Origin of the sequence: Psychrobium sp. nBUS_13 (assembly GCF_051201665.1) — a bacterium.
Classification (GTDB): domain Bacteria; phylum Pseudomonadota; class Gammaproteobacteria; order Enterobacterales; family Psychrobiaceae; genus Psychrobium.
The window spans coordinates 134,324-156,135 of record NZ_CP179210.1; the positions used below are offsets into that span (position 1 = coordinate 134,324).

General features: G+C 39.5%; 20 protein-coding genes and 2 pseudogenes. 10 read left to right on the plus strand and 12 right to left on the minus strand.

All coding sequences use genetic code 11. The features are described from left to right. Positions 1-32 precede the first annotated feature (32 nt). Positions 33-3,422, minus strand: coding sequence for a PKD domain-containing protein (locus ACMAZF_RS00635; protein WP_435275583.1), 3,390 nt, complete (start codon positions 3,420-3,422; stop codon positions 33-35). 241 nt (positions 3,423-3,663) lie between these two features. Between ACMAZF_RS00635 and ACMAZF_RS00640 the strand changes: the two genes are divergently transcribed. Next, positions 3,664-5,274, plus strand: a complete 1,611-nt coding sequence (locus ACMAZF_RS00640; protein ID WP_435275584.1) for an NAD(P)/FAD-dependent oxidoreductase — start codon at positions 3,664-3,666, stop codon at positions 5,272-5,274. 188 nt (positions 5,275-5,462) lie between these two features. On the opposite strand, the gene ACMAZF_RS00645 is transcribed toward ACMAZF_RS00640, so the two are convergent. The 5 genes from ACMAZF_RS00645 to yihI form a co-directional block, all read right to left on the minus strand. Then, positions 5,463-5,786: a hypothetical protein gene (locus ACMAZF_RS00645; RefSeq protein WP_435275585.1), complete on the minus strand. Its 324-nt coding sequence runs from the start codon at positions 5,784-5,786 to the stop codon at positions 5,463-5,465. A gap of 124 nt (positions 5,787-5,910) precedes the next feature. Continuing rightward, entirely contained in the window at positions 5,911-6,804 is an 894-nt protein-coding gene (gene rluF, locus ACMAZF_RS00650) for a 23S rRNA pseudouridine(2604) synthase RluF (protein WP_435275586.1), read from the minus strand. Between the two features lie 105 nt (positions 6,805-6,909). After that, on the minus strand, positions 6,910-7,965 hold the full coding sequence (gene aroG / locus ACMAZF_RS00655) for a 3-deoxy-7-phosphoheptulonate synthase AroG (RefSeq protein ID WP_435275587.1): 1,056 nt from the start codon (positions 7,963-7,965) through the stop codon (positions 6,910-6,912). Between the two features lie 187 nt (positions 7,966-8,152). Continuing rightward, on the minus strand, positions 8,153-8,629 hold the full coding sequence (locus ACMAZF_RS00660) for a DUF2489 domain-containing protein (protein ID WP_435275588.1): 477 nt from the start codon (positions 8,627-8,629) through the stop codon (positions 8,153-8,155). Then, positions 8,629-9,162, minus strand: a complete 534-nt coding sequence (gene yihI / locus ACMAZF_RS00665) for a Der GTPase-activating protein YihI (protein ID WP_435275589.1) — start codon at positions 9,160-9,162, stop codon at positions 8,629-8,631. Before yihI ends, ACMAZF_RS00660 begins: the two co-directional genes overlap by 1 nt. 1,048 nt (positions 9,163-10,210) lie before the next feature. Here yihI and ACMAZF_RS00670 point away from each other — a divergent pair. After that, positions 10,211-10,906 carry a helix-turn-helix domain-containing protein gene (locus ACMAZF_RS00670; RefSeq protein WP_435275590.1) on the plus strand — a complete coding sequence of 232 codons (696 nt, stop codon included), beginning with the start codon at positions 10,211-10,213 and terminating at the stop codon, positions 10,904-10,906. A 40-nt stretch (positions 10,907-10,946) separates the two neighbouring features. Next, the gene (gene yjjX, locus ACMAZF_RS00675) at positions 10,947-11,486 is read left to right on the plus strand and encodes an inosine/xanthosine triphosphatase (protein WP_435275591.1); all 540 of its coding nucleotides are present in this window, start codon (positions 10,947-10,949) and stop codon (positions 11,484-11,486) included. A 64-nt stretch (positions 11,487-11,550) separates the two neighbouring features. Here yjjX and sthA read toward each other — a convergent pair whose 3' ends face one another. After that, on the minus strand, positions 11,551-12,996 hold the full coding sequence (gene sthA / locus ACMAZF_RS00680) for a Si-specific NAD(P)(+) transhydrogenase (RefSeq protein WP_435275592.1): 1,446 nt from the start codon (positions 12,994-12,996) through the stop codon (positions 11,551-11,553). Between the two features lie 397 nt (positions 12,997-13,393). On the opposite strand from sthA, the gene ACMAZF_RS00685 reads away from it, so the two are divergent. From ACMAZF_RS00685 to ACMAZF_RS00700, 4 genes are all read left to right on the plus strand, one after another. Further along, positions 13,394-14,419, plus strand: coding sequence for an IS110 family transposase (locus ACMAZF_RS00685; RefSeq protein ID WP_435275279.1), 1,026 nt, complete (start codon positions 13,394-13,396; stop codon positions 14,417-14,419). A gap of 274 nt (positions 14,420-14,693) precedes the next feature. Further along, the gene (locus tag ACMAZF_RS00690; protein WP_435275593.1) at positions 14,694-14,960 is read left to right on the plus strand and encodes a hypothetical protein; all 267 of its coding nucleotides are present in this window, start codon (positions 14,694-14,696) and stop codon (positions 14,958-14,960) included. A 10-nt stretch (positions 14,961-14,970) separates the two neighbouring features. Further along, positions 14,971-15,117 carry a hypothetical protein gene (locus ACMAZF_RS00695; protein WP_435275594.1) on the plus strand — a complete coding sequence of 49 codons (147 nt, stop codon included), beginning with the start codon at positions 14,971-14,973 and terminating at the stop codon, positions 15,115-15,117. An 18-nt stretch (positions 15,118-15,135) separates the two neighbouring features. Continuing rightward, positions 15,136-15,270: a hypothetical protein gene (locus tag ACMAZF_RS00700; protein WP_435275595.1), complete on the plus strand. Its 135-nt coding sequence runs from the start codon at positions 15,136-15,138 to the stop codon at positions 15,268-15,270. Here ACMAZF_RS00700 and ACMAZF_RS00705 read toward each other — a convergent pair whose 3' ends face one another. Together ACMAZF_RS00705 and ACMAZF_RS00710 are read right to left on the minus strand one after the other, a co-directional pair. Then, a complete protein-coding gene (locus ACMAZF_RS00705) occupies positions 15,271-15,783 on the minus strand; it encodes a DUF4240 domain-containing protein (protein ID WP_435275596.1) in 513 nt (170 codons plus the stop codon). A gap of 43 nt (positions 15,784-15,826) precedes the next feature. Further along, entirely contained in the window at positions 15,827-16,762 is a 936-nt protein-coding gene (locus ACMAZF_RS00710; protein ID WP_435275597.1) for a LysR family transcriptional regulator, read from the minus strand. A 388-nt stretch (positions 16,763-17,150) separates the two neighbouring features. Here ACMAZF_RS00710 and ACMAZF_RS00715 point away from each other — a divergent pair, with 388 nt between their 5' ends. The 3 genes and pseudogenes from ACMAZF_RS00715 (at position 17,151) to ACMAZF_RS00725 (ending at position 20,125) form a co-directional block, all read left to right on the plus strand. Further along, complete coding sequence (locus ACMAZF_RS00715; protein WP_435275598.1) at positions 17,151-18,746, plus strand: isocitrate lyase; 1,596 nt, start codon at positions 17,151-17,153, stop codon at positions 18,744-18,746. A gap of 108 nt (positions 18,747-18,854) precedes the next feature. Next, positions 18,855-19,643, plus strand: a pseudogene (locus ACMAZF_RS00720) (IS110 family transposase); the annotation flags it as partial. Between the two features lie 153 nt (positions 19,644-19,796). After that, positions 19,797-20,125, plus strand: a pseudogene (locus ACMAZF_RS00725) (inner membrane CreD family protein). On the opposite strand, the gene ACMAZF_RS00730 reads toward ACMAZF_RS00725, so the two are convergent. The 3 genes from ACMAZF_RS00730 to ACMAZF_RS00740 form a co-directional block, all read right to left on the minus strand. After that, positions 20,088-20,357, minus strand: coding sequence for a hypothetical protein (locus tag ACMAZF_RS00730; RefSeq protein WP_435275599.1), 270 nt, complete (start codon positions 20,355-20,357; stop codon positions 20,088-20,090). The pseudogene ACMAZF_RS00725 and the gene ACMAZF_RS00730 sit on opposite strands and share 38 nt — an antisense overlap. Next, positions 20,357-20,935 (minus strand): Fe-S biogenesis protein NfuA, encoded by a 579-nt coding sequence (gene nfuA, locus ACMAZF_RS00735; RefSeq protein WP_435275600.1) that lies wholly within the window; start codon positions 20,933-20,935, stop codon positions 20,357-20,359. Before nfuA ends, ACMAZF_RS00730 begins: the two co-directional genes overlap by 1 nt. Before the next feature lie 114 nt (positions 20,936-21,049). Continuing rightward, positions 21,050-21,805 carry a ComF family protein gene (locus ACMAZF_RS00740; RefSeq protein WP_435275601.1) on the minus strand — a complete coding sequence of 252 codons (756 nt, stop codon included), beginning with the start codon at positions 21,803-21,805 and terminating at the stop codon, positions 21,050-21,052. Positions 21,806-21,812 lie beyond the last annotated feature (7 nt).

The following is a 21,812-nucleotide window of genomic DNA, read 5'->3' on the forward strand; positions in this document are numbered from 1 at the left end:
ATTATTTGGATAATAACTTTTGGTCAATGGATTTAATTTCCTTTATCTAATTGTCCGTCACCATTTGAATCAGAATCAGGACTTCTTTTTACTTTGATGATGTTTTTAAATTCGCCTGTGAGTCTAATCCAAAATGTAGTTGGATCATTCGGAACTTTGTAGACGGTCGTTTTCGAATTTAAAGTTTTTGTGGTTTCAATTTCATAAGTATCAGAGAGAGATACCTTACCGTTGTCTACTTCATAAGTAGATAATGAAATAACACCGTCTACCGCATTAGAATTTATTAAAATCTCATTGTCACTTAATAACGTCATTCCTACATCACCATCGATATCGACGCTCTCTATAGTTTCAGCTTCACCAGTAATTGGAGATAGCTTAAAAGAGGATATAATGGTTTCTTTTGAGTCATTGTCATAAGTGCGAGTAAATCCATAATTACCGCGTGCCGTTATGTGCAATTTATTCTTTACACCGTTTGATGAAATCTCTGCAAGTTGATTGTCTCTATAACTGTATATTTTACCGCCATAATAGAGTGTTTTATTTGTTTGATTAAATGAGACGTCTTCAAAAATATGGATTAATGAATAATATTCTTCATCAGAAAAAAGAACATGGCTCTCCAACGATAAGGATTTGTTTTCTTGATCTACCGTGTAAACTGATAATCGGCGCGTTTTTCTACCTTCCTCATAAGTGTCATAGCGAAATCTTTCAAATACTAATATTTTGTTGCTTTCTGGTATTTTTTCCATCCAATAAACTCTTTGTTCGGTTGTACTGTCTACCAAAGGAACAGAATAAACGCTTGATTCAAGGTATTGATTATCATCTCTTACATAAAATTTGAATGTAGGATCATAAGCAGAATTTCCAACATTGAGAGTTATAAAGTTATTAGCGTCAAGAGATATTGCATCCAATATATTATTCGAGTTATAAATATTTACTGTTGACTCTAATTCTTGTTCGGCAATCGTATTGATACTAGTCCATAATGAGTTATACCGAGTTGGCGCACTAATAAGTTGAGTTGCTGAAATATAGATAGGCTCAAAATGAAATAAACCATTGCTATCTAATGAATGGATATTTATAGGTTCGCCAGGGTTGTTCACACTAGTCGAATAATATGTACCATTAAATATTCCTATCCAATGAAGGCTATTACTCATTGGCCCCCAAAGGACTTGACCGGTAGTTATTACGTTTTCATTAAGAGAAAAACGAGCACTTAAAGTACTGTTGCTTCCATTGATAGAGATTGCGTCTAAACGTGATTGACCGTTGAGTTCGCCAGCAACAATCAATGAATTTTCATCTTTCGATAGATCTATCGAAAAAGAGGCTGTGTCATCGGCACTATCTATATTTGGTATATAATCATAAAAAGTTAATTCTGATAATTTACCGTTGTCATCGTAGGTCAAGGTTTGCACTCTAGAACCTGTCGCGTAGTAGACAGAGTTATTCTCAGTAGATGCAATAAGTGCTGACGCAGATGGTCGGACAGATGGGTTGTCAAATTGCTGAGTTGCCGTGCTAATTATTTCGCCTGATTCAACATTACGCGTCAAGACCGTTATTTTATAACTTTCAGATCCCCAAAATAAAAACTTACCATCATAGGAAATGTCAAAATTATTCTCATAATCAGCGATGCCTAGGTCTAATGAGTAAACAGCTAATTCTGTTAGCTCGCCATTATCATCGATTGAGAATGGCTGAATATAAGTTTTTGAACTTTGATTTGAATAAGGATGTGCAGAATACAAAAACTTTCCATCAGGAGAAGTAACTAAGATTTCATTGACTCCGTAATTACTATTTAGTTCGATTCTTTGTTTGAATTCAGGAAGACCTTGAGCAATACTAAAAACACTGATATAGCTCTTCTCTAGTTCATCGCCGATTAGCGTCGCTTGATGAGCCCAAAAAAGACTTGTTCCATCAGCTGATAACGTTAAATGGCTTGATAAGTATATACTGTTATAACCAAGCTCTTCTGGTGATATTAGAGTATAGTTTTCTGAAGGAACCCCTTCGTCATTTAAATCAATGATTATTAGCCCATGTTCACTTCCACTAATCGTATACTTGCCGTCTAGCGTGTGTATAAAACTAAATACACTACGGCCTAGGGCTCCATTGGTTAATTCACTTACTTTTTTAAGGTAAGTATCTTCCTTACCATCTCCATTGTCATCAGTGTCTTCATTATTACCAATTCCATCTTTATCAGTATCAAATTGTTCTATAGGATTTAATGGGAAGGCATCAGCGGAGTCGATTACTTCGTCGTTATCATCGTCAGTATCAGTGTTATTGCCAATTTTATCACCGTCAGAATCGAGCCACTCAGTTTTATCTGATGGAAATGCGTCTTCTAAATCGATAAAACCATCGTTATCGCTATCTGTTACTAGTGTTTTATCTTCTTTTAACTGTTTTTCAGCGTCAATAAAGACGTTAGGGGCATTCTGAGTGAGAGAAGCAATAAAGTTATTTACTACTTCTTCATTTTTTAAAAGCTCAAATGTCGACGCAATACCTTCTGGAAGTTTTTGTGAATCGTTATCAACAATAACTTTAATCGCAGTGGCTAATCTTAATATTTCTTTATTATCAAGGTTTGTAACTAATGCTTCTCTCGTTGCATCATCAGTAATCGCCTTATTTTTATTCGCTTTCTGCATGAGTACGAATTTAGCTGTAGTTACGTTAGTAATATTTAAGTCAAAATTTTCAGCACTCGAAATTGTTCCAGCGTCATTCGCTTGAGACTTTAGGGCTTTAACTGAAGGCAATAGTGATACAAATTCTACATTAGCTTGTGAATCTGAAGTGCCGAAAGCTCTAATTTCAATAGGTAATTCTTCAAGTGAGTCATCGACCTTAAATTGTGCGCTATATTCCCCTTTATCATTACCATTGACAGAAAATTTTTCACTGCCAATAACTATGTCAACTTTTGGATTCGTGATGATTTGGTCGGTAACTAAACCACTAATAGTGACTTCTGATGTTTTATTTAATAGGGAAATAATTACATCTTGTGTTGCTGTGGCATCATCGTTATCTGTAACCGAGATTGTTAATGTTACTTCAGATGGCTGGGTTAGCTCACTGGCTCTAATTGATACTTCACTCGTTGTCTCGTTAGTTAACGATACATCACTTCCCGATTTTATCGACCATAGATAGCTTTTTATGCTTCCGTCGCTATCTGTAGCATCCGCTGTAAGTGATAAAGTCTCTGTTTCGACAAGAGATTGCGATGGGATCGCAGTTAAAGAAGGCGCTTTGTTTGGTGTTACAGGTGTCGAATCTGGGGTATTTGAGCCACCGCCACCACCACAGGCGTTTAAAAATAATGCAGCACAGATAAGGGGTAATACCTTATAATGTTGTTTCATATTGTTGTCCATAATATTAGTTAATTTTTAACTTGCAAGATTTTTTGAAGTATAGTTCAAAAATAAAAAAATATGACAAATACTACATGGGAATATTGAGTTTGTTATCCTTTTGCCATGTTAATTTAGGTTTATGTTAATCAAGTACTGCTTTTACTTTTCCCGACTCAGTGTAAATGCATTACAATACCCACCTTAATTTTTACTATAGCCAAGTAACATTGCCACACAGGAATTCTCGATGATTCGTTTAACCAACCTCAAGCTTAATTTAGATCACAGTGAAGATGATCTTAAAAGTCTTATTATGTTCACCTTAAAAATTAGCGCCGAAAAGCTCGTTGATTTTACGGTATTTCGTCGCGGTATTGATGCGCGTAAAAAGCGTAATATTGTTTTACTTTATACCGTTGATGTTGAAACGACTGAAGAAGAAGATCTATTAGCGAAGTTTGAGCGCGATCAATCGATTCGTAAAACACCTGATATGGAATACAAATTTGTGGCGCAAGCGCCGACAGATTTAGGTGATCGTCCCGTTGTGGTTGGTTTTGGTCCTTGTGGTATTTTTGTTGGTTTGGTTTTAGCGCAAATGGGTTATCGTCCAATTATTCTTGATCGCGGTAAAGAAGTACGTGAGCGTACTAAAGACACCTTTGGTTTTTGGCGTAAGAAAACACTCAATACAGAATCGAATGTGCAGTATGGTGAAGGCGGCGCAGGGACTTTCTCTGACGGTAAATTATATAGCCAAGTGAAAGACAAAAAGCATTATGGTCGTAAAGTTTTAAATGAGTTTGTAGCCGCTGGTGCACCAGAAGAAATTTTATACGTTAGCAAGCCACACATTGGTACCTTTAAACTAGTGACCATGGTTGAAAAGATGCGTGCTGAGATTATTCGTTTAGGCGGTGAAATTCGCTTTAGCGCCCGTGTTGATGATTTTGATATCGAAGATGGTAAAGTAACTGGCCTTACGTTATCTGATGGCGAGAAGATAGTTTCAAGCCATATTGCACTGGCTATTGGGCATAGCGCACGTGATACGTTCCAAATGATCCACGACAAAGGCGTATACATTGAAGCTAAGCCGTTTTCTGTTGGTTTCCGTATTGAGCATCGTCAATCGTTAATTGATGAAGCTTGTTGGGGTAAGAATGCTGGCCATCCTATTTTAGGTGCTGCAGATTACAAACTTGTTCATCATTGTAAAAATGGCCGTAGTGTTTACAGCTTCTGTATGTGTCCAGGTGGTACTGTGGTTGCAGCAACGTCTGAAGAGAACCGTGTTGTTACTAATGGTATGAGTCAATATTCACGTAACGAGCGTAATGCCAATAGCGCAATAGTAGTGGGCATTGACCCTTCTGATTATCCTGGTGGCCCATTAGCAGGTATTGATTATCAACGTGAATTAGAAAGCGCTGCGTTTAAGTTAGGCGGTGAAACCTATGATGCACCGATGCAGCTTGTTGGTGATTTCTTAAAAGGCGCCTCGACGCAAGAAACGGGTGAAGTTGAACCATCTTACAAACCTGGTGTAAAACTGACGGACTTAACAGGGCTGTTACCAGAGTATTGTAATGAAGCACTGCGTGAAGCTATCCCTGCTTTTAATCGTAAAATCCATGGCTTTGCGATGGATGACGCAACGTTGACAGCTGTTGAAACACGTACATCGTCACCTATTTGTATTAAACGTGACGCGTCGATGCAAAGTATTAATACACAAGGCTTATTCCCAGCTGGTGAAGGAGCTGGTTACGCAGGTGGTATTTTATCAGCGGCTATTGATGGTATTAAAATAGCAGAAGCGATGGCGTTATCAATAAACGGTGTAGACCAAGAGTAATAATGAAAAAGGCCATCGAGAGATGGCCTTTTTGTTAGCGTTTATTTATCCAATACTCTGCGGTCGTTTTATACCAATTGCATTAAGTAAGTGATCTTGTTGTGCGTAGAGAAAATCAGCTAAAACAAGGCGCTCGATTGACTAATAGCTGGCTATTAGGATTGAGAGCAACGCCATTTTAGTTAATTTTAACAAGTACAAGTGGGAAAATATTTAATGCAATTGGTATAATCATGTTGCCAGCCAAGTATTAACACGCCGATAATTAATATTAATCGTGTGAAAGTGTGTCCATCAATATCAAATAATGGCGTCGCGAGCGCATGGCCGTATGTGGTGATAATTAAGAGCACACCAACAGATGTTAATGCGGCTCTTAGTTGCCAGCCGATAATAATTAGCGCACCAGCTAGTAGTTCCCAATAAGGAATAACATAACCACCAGTCAACAACGCCCATTGTGGGATCCAAGAATCGGCATAGGCGGCAACGAAGAAGTTTTCTGCATGCAATTTAGCGGTGAGTGTAAATAACCTTCCAATAACCTGCCATCAAAAATAAAACACCTACAATCCAGCGCATCATAAATGAAGCAATAGTTAGATTGTTTGGATTGGCCAACTGGTTATTCATGAGTTATGACTTCTTTGGTGGTGTATAGGCATAAGTGGCTTTTTTAGGGCCTCTACGTTCATCGCGTTTTGATTTGGAGAAACCAGATGGCTTGTCACGATTAAATCGTTTAGCGGCATTGTCTGTTTTAGACTCTCTTGTATCAAGCCTCTCAGGGGTATAACCAGGTGCCGTTTTACGAGAATTTGCAATCAAGTTATTTAACTCACGCATTTCATGTTTTTTAAGGTGACGCCACTCGCCGGCTTTAATATTATCAAGTGTTAGATTCATAATACGCATGCGTTTCAGCTTGCGTACACGGAAACCAAAGTGCTCACACATACGACGAATTTGACGGTTAAGGCCTTGGGTTAGCGTGATATTGAAGCTGTAAGGACCTGTTTTTTCGACTTTACATTTATTGGTGACAGTATCAAGAATTGGAACGCCGTTGCCCATGCCAAAAATAAAATCATTATCGATTTCTTTATCAACAGTAACCACGTACTCTTTCTCGTGATTGTTACCTGCACGTAGAATTTTGTTAACGATATCGCCATCGTTGGTTAACAAGATCAATCCTTCTGACGGCTTATCAAGACGGCCGATAGGAAAGATACGTTCAGGGTAATTGACGTAATCAACAATATTGCCGTCGATATGCTGATCTGTCGTACACGTGATACCACGTGGTTTATTTAAAGCAATATAAACAGGCTCTGCTTTGCTACCAATTAACTGACCACTAACGCGTACTTCATCACCTGGCTGAACTTTCATGCCCATAACAACTTTTTCGCCGTTGATAGTGATGATGCCTAAGTCGATATATTTATCAGCTTCGCGGCGCGAGCAATATCCCGCTTCACTAAGGAATTTATTAACGCGAATGCCAGTTGAGGCTTGATCAGACATAGTAATGGGCTTTATAGAATAGAATATGGGCAATTCTAACATTGATTAGGGTGGGCGAGAAATAGAATTAAGGGATGGTTGAGCGCCATCCCACACTTACAGTGATTAAGCGTTACGTCTTGCTTTCACTGCTTCACTTAATTGACGTAAGACAGTCTCGGAGTCTTCCCAACCAATACAAGCATCAGTAACACTTTGGCCGTAAGTTTCTGCACCGCCGTTGACTATATCTTGGCGGCCTTCAACAAGATGGCTTTCAATCATCACGCCAAAGAGGGATTTGTCACCTGCGGCAACTTGTTCGCTAATATCAGTCGATACATCCATTTGGCGCTTAAACTGCTTTGAGCTGTTGGCATGACTGAAATCAACCATGATGTTGTTTGGAAGTTTAGCTGAGGTTAGTTGTTCGTTGACGGCGTCGACGTGAGCTTTAGAATAATTAGGCTCCTTACCGCCACGTAAAATGATATGACAATCTTCATTACCACGTGTTTGTACAATGGCAGAATGACCATATTTGGTCACAGACAAGAAGTTGTGTGGTGCACTGGCGGCTCCTATTGCATCAATTGCCACTTTTATCGTGCCATCAGTACCATTCTTAAAACCAACAGGGCATGACATACCTGACGCTAATTCACGATGTACCTGTGATTCTGTGGTACGTGCGCCTATGGCACCCCAACTCATTAAGTCGGCAATGTATTGCGGCGTGATCATATCTAAAAACTCACCAGCTGTTGGTAAACCTAATTCATTAACATTGAGTAATAATTTCCGCGCCAAACGTAAGCCATCATTTAATTGGCAGCTATTGTCCATGTAGGGGTCATTGATCATGCCTTTCCAGCCAACAGTGGTACGTGGCTTTTCAAAATAAACACGCATCACAACTTCTAATTCTTCTTTTAGTTCTTCACGGAGTAGCGCGAGGCGCTCTGCATATTCCAATGCTGCTTTAGGATCGTGGATAGAACATGGGCCAATAACTACTAATAATCGGTCGTCTTTACCAGTAAGAATGTTATGAGTAGCCTGACGTGCATCAAAAACTGTTTTAGAAGCCGTTTGGCTTAGTGGAAATCGCTCTAGTAGAGCAACAGGAGGTAACAGTTCTTTAATTTTGTCTATATTGACGTCGTCAGTTTGGTAATACATGGTAATTCCTTAAGTTAATGTCCTCAGCGGTGGCTGAAAGCCCACGTTAACGAAGCCTTAGCGATTTAGCAATACTAGTTTTGGCTAAGGGATAACTTTTAAGAATGAATAATGAAATTAGGTAAGAATTAATGGTGAAAATAACAAAACTCTTGCCACTATTGAGTGGCTAGAGTGTTTTAGCATTTTATGCTGCCGGTGTGAAGCTCATTAATATTTCGCACTCTTGTTTAATATCTGACTTTAAACAGTCTTCTTGCTGAGCGCGCTTTACATCAAAACGCATACGTTCTTTACGCTCTAACGCCTTATATCCAGCATGTGTTGGGTAATCAGCTAAAAATAAATCAAGTTCGTGTAAGGCTGGGTAGAGTGTTGGATAATTCGCGTCTTGGGTGACGTAGACTTTTTCAAGTAAACGGCAAATACGGATCGCGCCTTCAGATAACTCACACTGCTCTTCGCCAACAGCTTTCGCAATTAAGCGAATACTGTCAACAAGCTTTTGGTTATGCTTAGTAATTTTTTCGTTATGGGCTGTAATAGCATCTTGCTGTTGTGCTGTTTGCACGCGCAGTTTAGCAATTAAACTACCCGCATAATAAGCAAGGCCGCCAATAATCAATAAAGCTAAAACAATTAACACAATATAAAGCGGTGTCATTACGATTTAAACTCGTCAAATTCAGAACTATCTAACTCTTCCCATGCTTCTTTTTTGTCTTCTTCGTTGGCTTCTGCATCATCTATTTGTGCTAGCAGTTTTTGATGCTTAGCCGTTTGATGATCGATATAAGCCTGATCTTTAGCTGAGATTTCATTGCCTTCATCTAAGGCGTCTAATAAATTATTTAAGCGCTCATCGTTCTCAACCTGAGCAAGTTGTTGCTCTATAGATAACGTTGGTGTTGGTTTAGCCTTTTTGACCACAACTTTAGGTTGTAAGTTCTTAGGCGTTTGACTCGGCACAAGCTCAATCGCTTTTTTACTACCAACTCTGCTGTCTAGCTCTGACGCGCTATTGCTTGATGAACGTGTTTTTTTGACTTTAACACCATCAATATTCGCTTTCGCACCAGAAGGACGGCCTTTGCCTTTCTTCTTAGAGTTGTCTTTGATTCTTTCCGATTGCTTTAGCAGTGGTTTTTTTGCTGCGCCAATGGTTTTTTCAGTACGAGTCTTTTTCTTACGAGTCATGGTGGTGTTTCATCTAAATTAATTAGCGCGTGTTATACCAGAATTGGCTGTTGATTTCAGTAAATGAGGGGAAAAAATGTGCACAAAAGCGGAAATAAAAAAAACGGCAGATAAAATCTACCGTTATTGAGTGAATACACACTACTTTTATATTTGAGCTCTCCTTCAAATATAAAAGAAAGGTTGTTTCCTAATTTCACATCCTATTTTTATTCAACCTTCCATGATTGCTTGGTGAATAGTAGGTTCTGTATTTTATTATTATAAGCTTCGTTAATTCGTCAACATAAAAGAGTTGTTGATACCCTTAACTACAAGCTAGTCTACAATCGTAGACCTGTTTCTTATTATAAGAAACAAATCGAGACAACGTCTCAAATACCGCAATGGCTTTTTATTATTTTCCTAGTTTCCTAGGGAGCTTAAATTTAAGCTAAAAGTCGCACTTAGAAAATACTGCAAAGTACATTGGTACAAAGTACCTAGTTTTTTATTCTAAAAGCCAAATTTTTGGCTTAGGTCAAACACTTATAATTATGTAATTTTTATTATTATTTAGTCGGTGCGTTTAACTGGGGGTTACTTTACTGATGTAAAATGGCATCACAAGCGTTTTAATCCACTTTTTTTTGTTGGTTATTTGGGTGTTTTAATTAAGTTTTTGTAAAGTATTGAGTTTCTCTTTAATTGACGCTAACGTAATGGCGAATGTCTCACGAATATAGTGGCTTATATCTTTATGTTTTAATGGTTTTAATCTCAAGTGATTGATGTTTTTTTAACGCCTTGTTAATAAAAAGTTAATGTATAAACTCACATTAAAAATTTATTTAGAACAAAAAAGAAGCTAACGCATGTTTTAATGTTAAAGTTCGATGGTGTTGCTTTGTATGCATTCTGCATTGCAAAATTCTGTATATAATTGTCGAAAATTTACGCTATTATTGCGATTGCAGATAAAATTCACCAATATCACTTAATATTCATCTACTTATTCCGACGAGAATGCCGAAGAATACGCCTTGAAATAATCAAATTGGAATTAAAAATGACTTTAGGACAACGAATTAAGCAACTGCGCGTAGATAAAGAGTTGAATCAACCTGAATTGGCTGGTGCCATGGGAATTGAGCAGTCTTATCTATCAAAACTAGAAAATGACAAGGCATTTCCATCTGATGAGATGTTTGAAAAATTATTGACTGCATTAAAGATGACAGTTGATGATTTTATTAAGGGATTCGATCGTACCTATATAATTAACCATTTGTCGAAACTGAGCTTTGTGAAACAACATACAGAAGGATTAACACAATCGAATGCAAAGTATTTATTTAAGTGGATAATTGTTTCGAGTTTGATGATTGCCTTTGGCATCACTCTTTATATGGCAGGTGAAAAGAGTTGGGCAGATGCTAGTGAATTTCGAGTATATTACAAGTCGATGGGAGTCGTTAAAAAGGATGAGCCTCTATTGCTATTTGAACAAGATCCAGAACGATTACCTAACGATATACTTGCTCGAGTTTCGCCAGAAACAGTGCATTTATCCCAAAAAAATGGCGACTTCTTTGTCAAGTCTGTTGATGGTGGAAGTCGTTATTATGAGTATATAAGAGGCGGTTATACACGCAGTAAGTCACTTAATAATTGGTTGCGTATTATTGGTATGTTTATTGGTGTGCTTGGCGTCGTTGGTTTGTTAATTGAGCCTAAAATTCGCCGTTTGAGATCCATTGGTTAAATGCTAAGCTAGCCGCGATTTAACTGATATTGATAGACTTATGTTACCCGACACATTAAAAATCGTGGTTGGTTCTCACAACCCAGTAAAAATTAACGCGATAAAAACGGCTTTTGAAACTTATTATCCGCAACACGCAATCGAGTGTAGCGGTATACATGCGCCATCGTTAGTCGCTGAGCAGCCAATGACAAGCAAAGAAACTCGCGATGGCGCCGTGAATCGTTTGCGCTATTGCCAACAGAATGCCCAAGCAAATTTCTATGCGGCAATCGAAGGTGGCGTAGATTTGTTTGAAGATGGGCCTGCTACTTTTGCCTATATTGCAATTGCCAACGACAATGATATGTCTCTAGGGCGCGGTGCAAATTTGCCATTGCCAATGAGTGTTTACCAGCGATTGCAAAATGGGGATGAACTAGGCCCACTGATGGATGAGTTGTTTAATACGCACAATATTAAACAAAAAGGTGGTGCGATTGGGTTACTGACCAATGGCCATGCAACACGTGAAGCTAATTATACGCATGCAGCAATTTTAGCAATGGCTCGTTTTGCCCACGCTGATTTTTACGCATAAACCCTGCTTATACAAAATGCCACTTAATAAAGTGGCATCTTAAGTTGGTATATTAGTGCTCGTTTTAGAACAAACGATTTAATCCGTTCATTGCCGCCACTCGGTACGCTTCGGCCATTGTTGGGTAGTTAAACGTGGTATTAACAAAATACTCAATATTATTGCCGTCACCTTTCTGCTCCATAATCGCCTGTCCGATATGCACGATTTCTGAGCTACGCTCACCGAAACAATGAATGCCTAGTAATTGTTTAGTGTCGCGATGGAACAACAGCTTTAAGAAACCAACATTAATACCACCGATTTGTGCGCGAGCAAGATGTTTAAACTGCGCACGGCCAACTTCATAAGGTACTTTTTGTTCCGTTAGTTCTTGCTCTGTTTTACCGACTGAGCTGATCTCAGGAATGGTATAGATACCTGTAGGAATATCATGAATAAGTGAGCCTTCATCGTTACCACTGATCATTGCTTTGGCGGCGATACGGCCTTGATCGTAAGCGGCACTTGCAAGTGATGGATAGCCAATTACATCCCCAACAGCATATATATTTTCTACAGCCGTCTGATAATGTTCATTAACATCAACTTGGCCACGTGAATTAACGCTTAAGCCAATATTCTTAAGGCCTAGATCATGAGTATTACCAGTTCTGCCATTAGCAAATAAGATGCAATCTGCGCGCATTTTTTTACCAGATTCTAAATGTACAACAACGCCATTATCTGAATCTTCAATCCGTTCATATGATTCGCTGTGGCGAATAACGACGCCACTATTCCAGAAATGATAAGACAGTGACTCACTCACTTCGGTATCAAGGAATGATAATAAACGATCTCGGGTGTTGATTAGGTCAACACGAACACCAAGACCTCTAAATATCGAAGCGTACTCTGATCCAATAACGCCGGCACCGTAAATAATGATGCTCTTAGGATCTTTATCAAGAGATAAAATAGTATCGCTATCAAAAATATGTGGGCTATTGAAATCGACGTCCGCTGGGCGGTATGGGCGAGAACCTGTAGCAATAACAAATTGGTCTGCACTTAAATACTCTTTTTCGCCGCCTTCTTTAGCAATTTCGATTACGTTGGTATTAACGAACTGGGCGTGGCCAGTATAGACAGGGCATTCATTACGCATGTAAAAACTTTGGCGTAATTTTACCTGATCGCTAATAACACGTTCGGTATGTTTTAGAATCGACTTAAATGAAAATTGTTTACTAAAATCACCTTCAACATCGTAGCCACTGCGGCGAAACTCAACGATACGAGAAACAGAATGACGCAAAGCCTTTGATGGAATAGTTCCCCAATGAGTACAACCACCGCCAACTTGAGGAGCGCGTTCAATTACAGCAACAGACTTTCCTTGTTTTGCTAGCCCCATTGCGGCACCTTCACCACCTGGGCCGGTACCAATTACGATTGCATCGTAATGAGTAGAAATATTAAATTGCTCGCTTATTGCTGCTGGCGACGATTTCTTGGCTTTAGGCACGTGTCGATCCTTATTATTAGATTATTTGGCTACAAATATTAACGCGAGTGGTGATAAATCGCCATGTTTAATAAGCGTTCATTAGTCTTAGGCTACAACTCAGATTGTATAATTACTGCTGACATAGTCAGGTGATGTTATGACATTTTTCTTATTATACCAATTGCATTAAGTAAGTGATCTTGTTGTGCGTAGAGAAAATCAGCTAAAACAAGGCGCTCGATTGACTAATAGCTGGCTATTAGGATTGAGAGCAACGCCATTTTAGTTAATTTTAACAAGTACAAGTGGGCAAATATTTAATGCAATTAATGGTATGGACCCTCTCCGCTCCACTTTCGGCTTCAAATGAGCCAATATAGGTGTTAAGCATCTATATAAAAGAAGAGAGGGTCACATGAACAATATAACAATTGGTTTAGATATCGCCAAATCTACTTTTCACTTAGTTCAAATGGACAAAGGTGGAAAAGTGCTTAAGCGAAAACAGTTAGCTCGAAATAAAGTTGCTGATTACTTTGCTAAGTTAGCGCCTTGCATTGTTGTCATGGAGGCTTGTGGTAGCACTCATTACTGGACAAGAGTACTTATTCGTTGTCGGCATGTGGTGAAAGCTATCGCGCCACAGTTTGTGACACCATATCGCAAAGGCAATAAAAATGACTATAACGATGCCGAAGCAATAGCGGAAGCTTCACAGCGAAAGAACATGCGTTTTGTACCACTTAAATCTTTAGAGCAGCAAGATATTCAAATGGTGCACCGAGTCAGAGAGCGGTTAATGAAAAACAGAACGGCGTTGAGCAATCAGATACGGGGACTGTTAGCAGAATACGGGTTGGTTATTCCAAAAGGAGTACATCATCTAAAATCTCAATTACCAGCGCTTATTGAAGCGGCAGACAATGAGTTAAGTGTTAACGCCAGACGTTATTTTAATGATTTATATGAAGAATTAAAAAAATTAGAGCAAGAGATAAAAGTCGTTGATAAAGAAATATTAAGCATATGCAATCAGCATAATATTTGTAAGCAACTTAGTACGATGAATGGAATAGGCCCAATTAATGCGACAGCCTTATATGCGGGTATCGGCGATGGTAAAGATTTTAATAGCGGTCGCCATCTTTCCGCTTGGCTTGGCCTTGTTCCTCGGCAACATTCAACCGGCGGTAAAGCCAATTTGATGGGAATTAGTAAGCGTGGGAATACCTATTTACGAACGCAGTTAATTAATGGTGCACGAGCTGCGTTACGACACTGTGATAATAAAACAGATAGGGTCAGTTTATGGGCTAAAGCGATGAAGGGGCGAAGTAGTTTCAATAACGCGACGGTAGCACTGGCCAATAAAATGGCAAGAATGGCTTGGGCGATGTTACATCACCAAGAAAACTACAAATTTAGCAACACTCACAAGTAAGCAGTAGTTAAGAACCAAGTAGTAAGATTTACCTTTTTATTTGCTAGGTAATAGAGATTGATGGGATACAGTTCAGCACTGCCCTATAGGAAACCTTATAATACCAAGGGCTATGAGAAGCCGCGAGAATTGATGAGGTGATAGGGGCGGAAATCCATCAGGGCTAGAGGCAATAATATTGCCTCATAAAAAAGCCGGATATATGGCTGCAATGTACTCTATTTCAATGATCAAAATTGTCTTGCAATAGGAGAGGGTCCATATATGGTATAATATGCGCGAAGTTCATCAACCTTTACCAAGAGAATCTTTAACTTGTGAGCAGCTATGCCGACGTGTTGCTTCTCAAGAGGCGAATGCAGAGATTGACACTGTTAATTTGTTGCTACCATACCTAACCAAAAAGCTAGCAATGAAAGCTGATATGAACTTGGTGGCAGATCTTGTGCAAGAAACAATGATGGCATTAATTAGTAAAAATGCGCGCCGGAAAAATACAACAACCTTCCGCTCTGAAATATTACGCTTATTCAATTGCTAATCATCTTTTGATGAAGCAGATGACTATTACCAAGCGTATGCAAGAAACTGATATTGACGATTTGGAGTTGATGACGGGGATGCCTTCGGCAGAGCAGGCGCTTGAAATGCAGCAACAGAGATTTGTATTGATGACTGCGATAAGCAAAATACCGTAACAACGTGATAGAACTATATTGACTGCCTTGCTCATTGGTATGCAAGACAAGTTAGCAGTATGTCAGCAGTGGGATATTCTTCCTGCCGACTATGATCGTATTGTGTCACGTGCTAAAAAACGACTAACCGCCATTGTTAACGCACAAGATTAGCTAGCCCTGCCAATACTTTTCAAATAGATTTGGATAGCTTGTTTTAAGGTATTTTCGAGTGTCTTTAAACCGCTTACCAAAAGGTTGGCTTTGACCTGAAGGCACATATGGAAGCTCGTGTTCATTGCGTGCTTCAAAGAGCTGGCCAGCAATTAAGTCGTACTCTTCTAAATACGGATTAGCGAAACCTTCTTTGTCTTGCACGATATCCAAGTTAGCTAGGAAGTCAGGCTTTTTTAATGCTTGCTCGAAGGTTTCTTGACCACGAGAAATTAACCAGCAACGAAACTCTGCAAAGGCATATTCACTATTGCAACCAGCAATAATAAAGGCTGCGCCCCAAACTCGCCATGTATAGCTATCACGCATTTTTAAACTAAAGTGTTTGTCGAATGCGGCAAGTTGTGCGTCGTCTAACGGTGTTAATTTTTCGCTAAGTTGCTCAGCTAGTTCATCTGAACTAGCGAGGGGATTTGAGGCGGTAACAAGTTGCCAAAATTCAGTTTCTGTCATGATCTATATAAGAGAGTAAATAATGGCGTCAATGATACCTCAGTTAGCATTCATGTGCAGCTTCAAGTACTTTCTGTCTAAACCAAATATGACTGGCATCATGGTGCAATAGCGGTGACCAAATCATTTTTAATTCTATCTCTGGAATATCAAATGGTGGATCTAATAAAGTAAAACGTGGCGCGGTAATAAAACGAGCAGCTGCTTTGCTTGGTAGCGTCGCAATGAGTTGATCTTCAAGTGCAAGCTGAATAGCTACATTGTAGTTACGGGTAAAGACACGAATATCGCGTTTTTCGCCTATTTTCGCTAATGCTTCATCTACCCAACCAAGCTTTTGCACGTCTTTAGGATCCATACCAACGCCAACACCAAAACCAGTCTTTGACACCCAGATATGCTTGGCGCGTAAATAGTTTTGTAGCCCAAAACGCTTCACCATCGGATTGTCTGACGCCATTAAACAGGTGAAATTATCATGCCATAGCGTTTTTTGATGGAATGATTGTGGTAACTCTTCAAAGCGATTAATTGCCATGTCGACTTTGCCTGCTTCAACATCGTGAAAGTTAATATCACTAGGTGTCATGATATCGATGCTGATATTGGGTGCGATTTTACTAAGATTGCTTAATAACTTTGGCACTAACGTAGAGGCAGCATAGTCACTGGCCATCAAACGAAACACGCGATCACTAGTCGCAGGATTGAAATTATCTTCGCTTTGCAGGGCTTCTTCTAGCTCTAGTAATATTTTTCTAATGACGGGTGCTAAGGCTTGAGAGCGCTCTGTTGGCGCCATGCCATCAGATGTTCTAACAAGAATTGGATCATTAAATAGATTACGTAATCGTTTCAAGCCATTACTCATTGCAGGTTGAGTGATATTGAGTTGATTGGCTGCTCTCGTTACGTTTTTTTCGCGCAACAAAACGTCTAGGTATATGAGTAAGTTAAGATCTATTTTATTAATATTCATGTGACTGATGCTCGCGATAAAAAATATAACTTACCTTAATGACTGATTGTTTAAAAGTGAAATTTTAAAATGCTTGTTTAATTATTGTTGTGAAGTAGACAAAAGTATAGTTGTTTGTAATTTAACCAGTGATTTTGGGCGATAGCAAACTCGATATCTATGTAACCCACGTTAGTAATGGTCATTATCTATTATCAAAGCGTGAAGTTAATTTCCATATGCGCTCACGAAGAGCGCATTACTTAACGTAGGTATTTATCGGGTGAATGTTCGTAATAATAATTATAAAGTATTTTTATAGTGGTTAGCTCGGCTAGTATTTAATCAAACCACGGCACTATGTAAGCCGCTCTACAATAAATATTACTGATACGAAGGAAGAATGCTTATGTCTACATACACTACTGAAATCGACAACGTTGCAAACCTATGTCAACAACAAGGCGAAGCATGGAGTGCGATTAACCCAGAATCTGTTGCGCGTATGAAATTGCAAAATCAATTTAAAACGGGCTTAGATATCGCTCGTTATACGGCCGGTATCATGCGCCGTGATATGGAAAACTACGATAACGACTCTAGTAAATACACTCAGTCACTGGGTTGTTGGCATGGCTTTATCGGTCAGCAAAAAATGATTTCGATTAAAAAGCATTTTGAAAATACTGATCGTCGTTACCTATACCTTTCTGGTTGGATGGTTGCAGCACTTCGTTCAGATTTTGGGCCATTACCTGATCAATCAATGCACGAAAAAACGTCGGTATCAGGTCTCATTGAAGAGCTATATACTTTCCTTCGCCAAGCTGATGCGCGTGAGCTCGGCGGTTTCTTCCGCGAGTTAGATGCGGCGAGAAAAAGCGGTGATGAAGTAGAAGCTGCACGTGTTCAAGCTAAAATCGATGGTCATGTAACTCATGTTGTGCCAATTATTGCTGATATCGATGCTGGTTTTGGTAACGCAGAAGCCACTTACTTACTGGCTAAGCAAATGATTGAAGCAGGTGCATGTTGTATCCAGCTAGAGAACCAAGTATCTGACGAAAAACAATGTGGTCACCAAGACGGTAAAGTTACAGTTCCTCATTCAGACTTCTTAGCGAAGATTAATGCGGTACGTTATGCCTTCCTTGAGCTAGGTGTTGATGATGGTGTTATCGTTGCGCGTACTGACTCATTGGGTGCTGGCTTAACTAAACAAATCGCTGTAACAAACGAACCAGGTGATTTAGGTGACCAATACAATGCGTTCTTAGACGTTGAAGAAGTTGATGCGGCTGATATCCAAAACGGTGATGTTATTTTAAATCGCGACGGTAAATTAGTGCGTCCTAAGCGTTTAGCAAGTAACTTATTCCAGTTTAAACAAGGTACTGGTGAAGCACGTTGTATTCTTGACTGTATTACGTCACTTCAAAATGGTGCTGATTTATTGTGGATTGAAACTGAGAAACCTCACGTTGCGCAAATCGGTGGCATGGTAAATGAAATCCGTAAAGTGATTCCAAACGCTAAGCTTGTTTACAACAACTCGCCGTCGTTTAACTGGACACTAAACTTCCGTCAGCAAGTATTTGATGCGATGGTTGAAGCTGGCCAAGATGTGAGTGCTTATAACCGTGACAACCTAATGAGTGTTGATTACGACAATACTGAACTAGCAACGCAAGCTGATGAAAAAATCCGTACCTTCCAAGCTGATGCAGCACGTGAAGCTGGTATCTTCCATCATCTAATTACGTTACCAACTTATCATACGGCTGCTCTCTCAACCGATAACTTGGCTAAAGAGTACTTCGGTGACAAGGGTATGTTGGGTTATGTTGAAGGTGTACAACGTAAGGAAATACGTCAAGGCATTGCCTGTGTTAAACATCAAAACATGGCTGGCTCTGACATGGGTGATGACCATAAAGAATACTTCGCTGGTGATGCAGCATTAAAAGCTGCTGGTGAAGATAACACCATGAATCAATTTGGTTAAATAGCCATTGATTTTATTAGAGCCTCGGAATATTCCGGGGCTTAATTAGATGGTCCGCCTCACCCTAAGCTAACCTTAGAGTTAGGCAAACTAAAGAGGCGAACCATCATGTCATTAATTAAAGTATTAGGAATCGATTTAGGCAAGTCTACTTTTCATGTTGTAGAACATGATCACGCAGGTAGAGAAGTTTCAAGAAGTAAATTCAACCGGGCTAAACTTCTTCAGTATTTATCCAATTACCCCAAAGTGCTTATTGCCATGGAATCATGTGGCGGTAGTCATTGGCTAGCGAGGCGATGTCAGTCATTTGGTCATGACGTTAAGTTAATACCACCGCAATATGTCAAACCCTATGTGAAAACCAATAAGAATGATTTTATCGATGCTGATGTAATTGCCGAGGCGGCTACTCGTCCTTCGATGCGTTTTGTAAGTGTAAAGTCAGAACAAGCACAAGTGATATCGGTGATACAAAAAATACGTTCTAGTTACGTTAAAGATCGAACAGCGTGTATGTCACGTATCGGTGCTATTTTACTGGAATTTGGCATGAGTTTCCCTAGGGGTCATAGCGCGATGAAAACCCTTTTTCAGTGGTTAGCCGATAGTCCAGAGCGCCTTCCAGCGATGTTAATGCGGGAGTTAGTAGAACATCACGAGTATTATTTACAGCTCAATGGACGCCTAAAAATACAAGATACAAAGCTCAAAGAATTAGTTGATAATGATGGGCGAGCGCAACGATTAAAAAGTGTTCCAGGGATTGGAGACTTAACGAGTAGCCGCTGTTTATCGGATATTAGTAATCCACAAGATTTTAAAAATGGTCGTCACATGGCCGCGTGGATAGGATTGGTACCACATCAGTATTCCACGGGCGGAAAAACAACGTTATACCAATTGCATTAAGTAAGTGATCTTGTTGTGCGTAGAGAAAATCAGCTAAAACAAGGCGCTCGATTGACTAATAGCTGGCTATTAGGATTGAGAGCAACGCCATTTTAGTTAATTTTAACAAGTACAAGTGGGCAAATATTTAATCCATATATGGTATTATTGTTGTCTTTGTCTGAACACATAGCCTTTAATACTGCTTATGTTATTGCAAGTGTTAGCTGTGCAGCGGTATTGGGAATTTATATTTCAGGTGTATTGGGAGAAATTAAACACGGTTTGCTGTTTAGTGTTGGCGTGTTGGTGTTTATGCAATTCTCTTTGGTTTACTAGCGGCAGAAGACTTTGCGCTATTAATGGGATCGATTTTTGTATTCGCACTGGTTGGCACTGTAATGATAGTGACGCGCCGCGTTGATTGGTATCAGTTGGGAAAATCTAAAGCTAACGATGAGTCGACTGAGATTGCTCAACGCGATTGATAATATGGCTGATGCGATAGGCAAGGATGCCGAGCCAGCCGATTAATGCAAGGAGTAAGGCGATGGTGATAAGGATGACAGCGCCGTAGCCTAACCACGAATCTTCGCTTGGGTTATGCCATAACAAGGCTAAACCTGCACCAAATAAAACAAGGCCACTAAAAAACAAAGCGACGCTCTGTTTTATATAGTGGCCCAGTGGGTATAGTAACCGTTTAGCGTGCTCTAACATTAATAGTAAGAGTGATCGCCAGCTTGGTGTTCAGTCATATCTTTAACACCCGTTAATTCACCGGCAAAGATTTCTAGCATTTCTTTTTCAATGCCTTCTTTAAGGGTTACGTCAACCATAGAACAACCGTTACAACCGCCGCCAAATTGCAGGATAGCGTTACCGTCGTCGGTAATTTCCATGAGTGTTACTTGACCACCATGGCTTGCTAGCTTTGGATTGATGTCAGATTTAATGAAGTAATCAACGCGATCAACTAATGGCGCATCATCACTTACTTTACGCATCTTAGCGTTAGGCGCTTTCAGCGTTAACTGTGAGCCCATTTTGTCAGTGACATAATCGATTTCGGCTTCATCAAGATAAGGAACACTTTGCTCATCAACAACAGCAGAAAAGCCATTGTATTCAAAACGTTTATCGCTTTCTTCTAGCGCTTCTGGTGGGCAGTAAGATACACCACATTCTGCGTTTGGCGTGCCAGGGTTAACGACAAAAACACGGATGGCTGTGTTCTCTGGCTGATTACTCAATAGCTCACTGAAATGAACTTGAGCTTGATCTGAAATTGAAATCATTGGCTACCTCGAAAATTGCTCTTTAATCTGACTAAAATGGTCAATTTTTATATTCTACCGTGTTAATGGGGACGCGGATAGGAGATTTAAATACTTAGCTATAATTTTTCGTCCTTAATCACTAATAATAGTTCGTGCCACAGTCCAATGTTGAATTTCAATAGTTTGTTGTTGGAGTATAGTCTCGCTAATTTCATGCATAGTTGCGCCCGTAGTGTATACGTCATCAACTAAGGCAATTGAATCATAGGTAATTGGTTTACGTAATTGAAAGGCGTTGTCTAAGTTATGTTGTCGTTGTTTAGCATCTAGTTCTGCCTGTGATTGGGTTGAGCGATGCCGTTTAATATTATCGATGACGGGAATGTTTAGATATTGACTAAGTTCATTTGCAATGAGTTGAGCTTGATTGAAACCTCGCTTGGCTTGTCGTCGCCAATGAAGAGGAACCGGTTGAATCGCTTGCGGCATGTCAATAATGTCTTGAGCAATGAGTTTATAAATACGCCGCGCTATAAAATGTGCTAATTCACGCGCTAGGCTCATTTGCTGACGGTATTTAAAATCGCTTAATAATTGTTTGATGGGTGTTTGATAATGCCCACCAGTGACAAGAATAAACTGAGGTGCTGATTGTTGGCATTGTCCGCACCATTTCACTGTGGCGGAGATGCTCTTGGCACAACCGATACATAATTGTTTAGGAAATATTAAATCTTCACGACAAGTATTGCAGAGTCGATGTCGAAAATGCGGGGTCTGTTCTTGGCAAAGATAACAACCATGAGGTAAACCATTGCGCAAAGTAATAACAGATTGCGTTATCCAGTGGTAAAACTTGAGTGATACAATGCGATATCTGCTAGTCATAAGATTA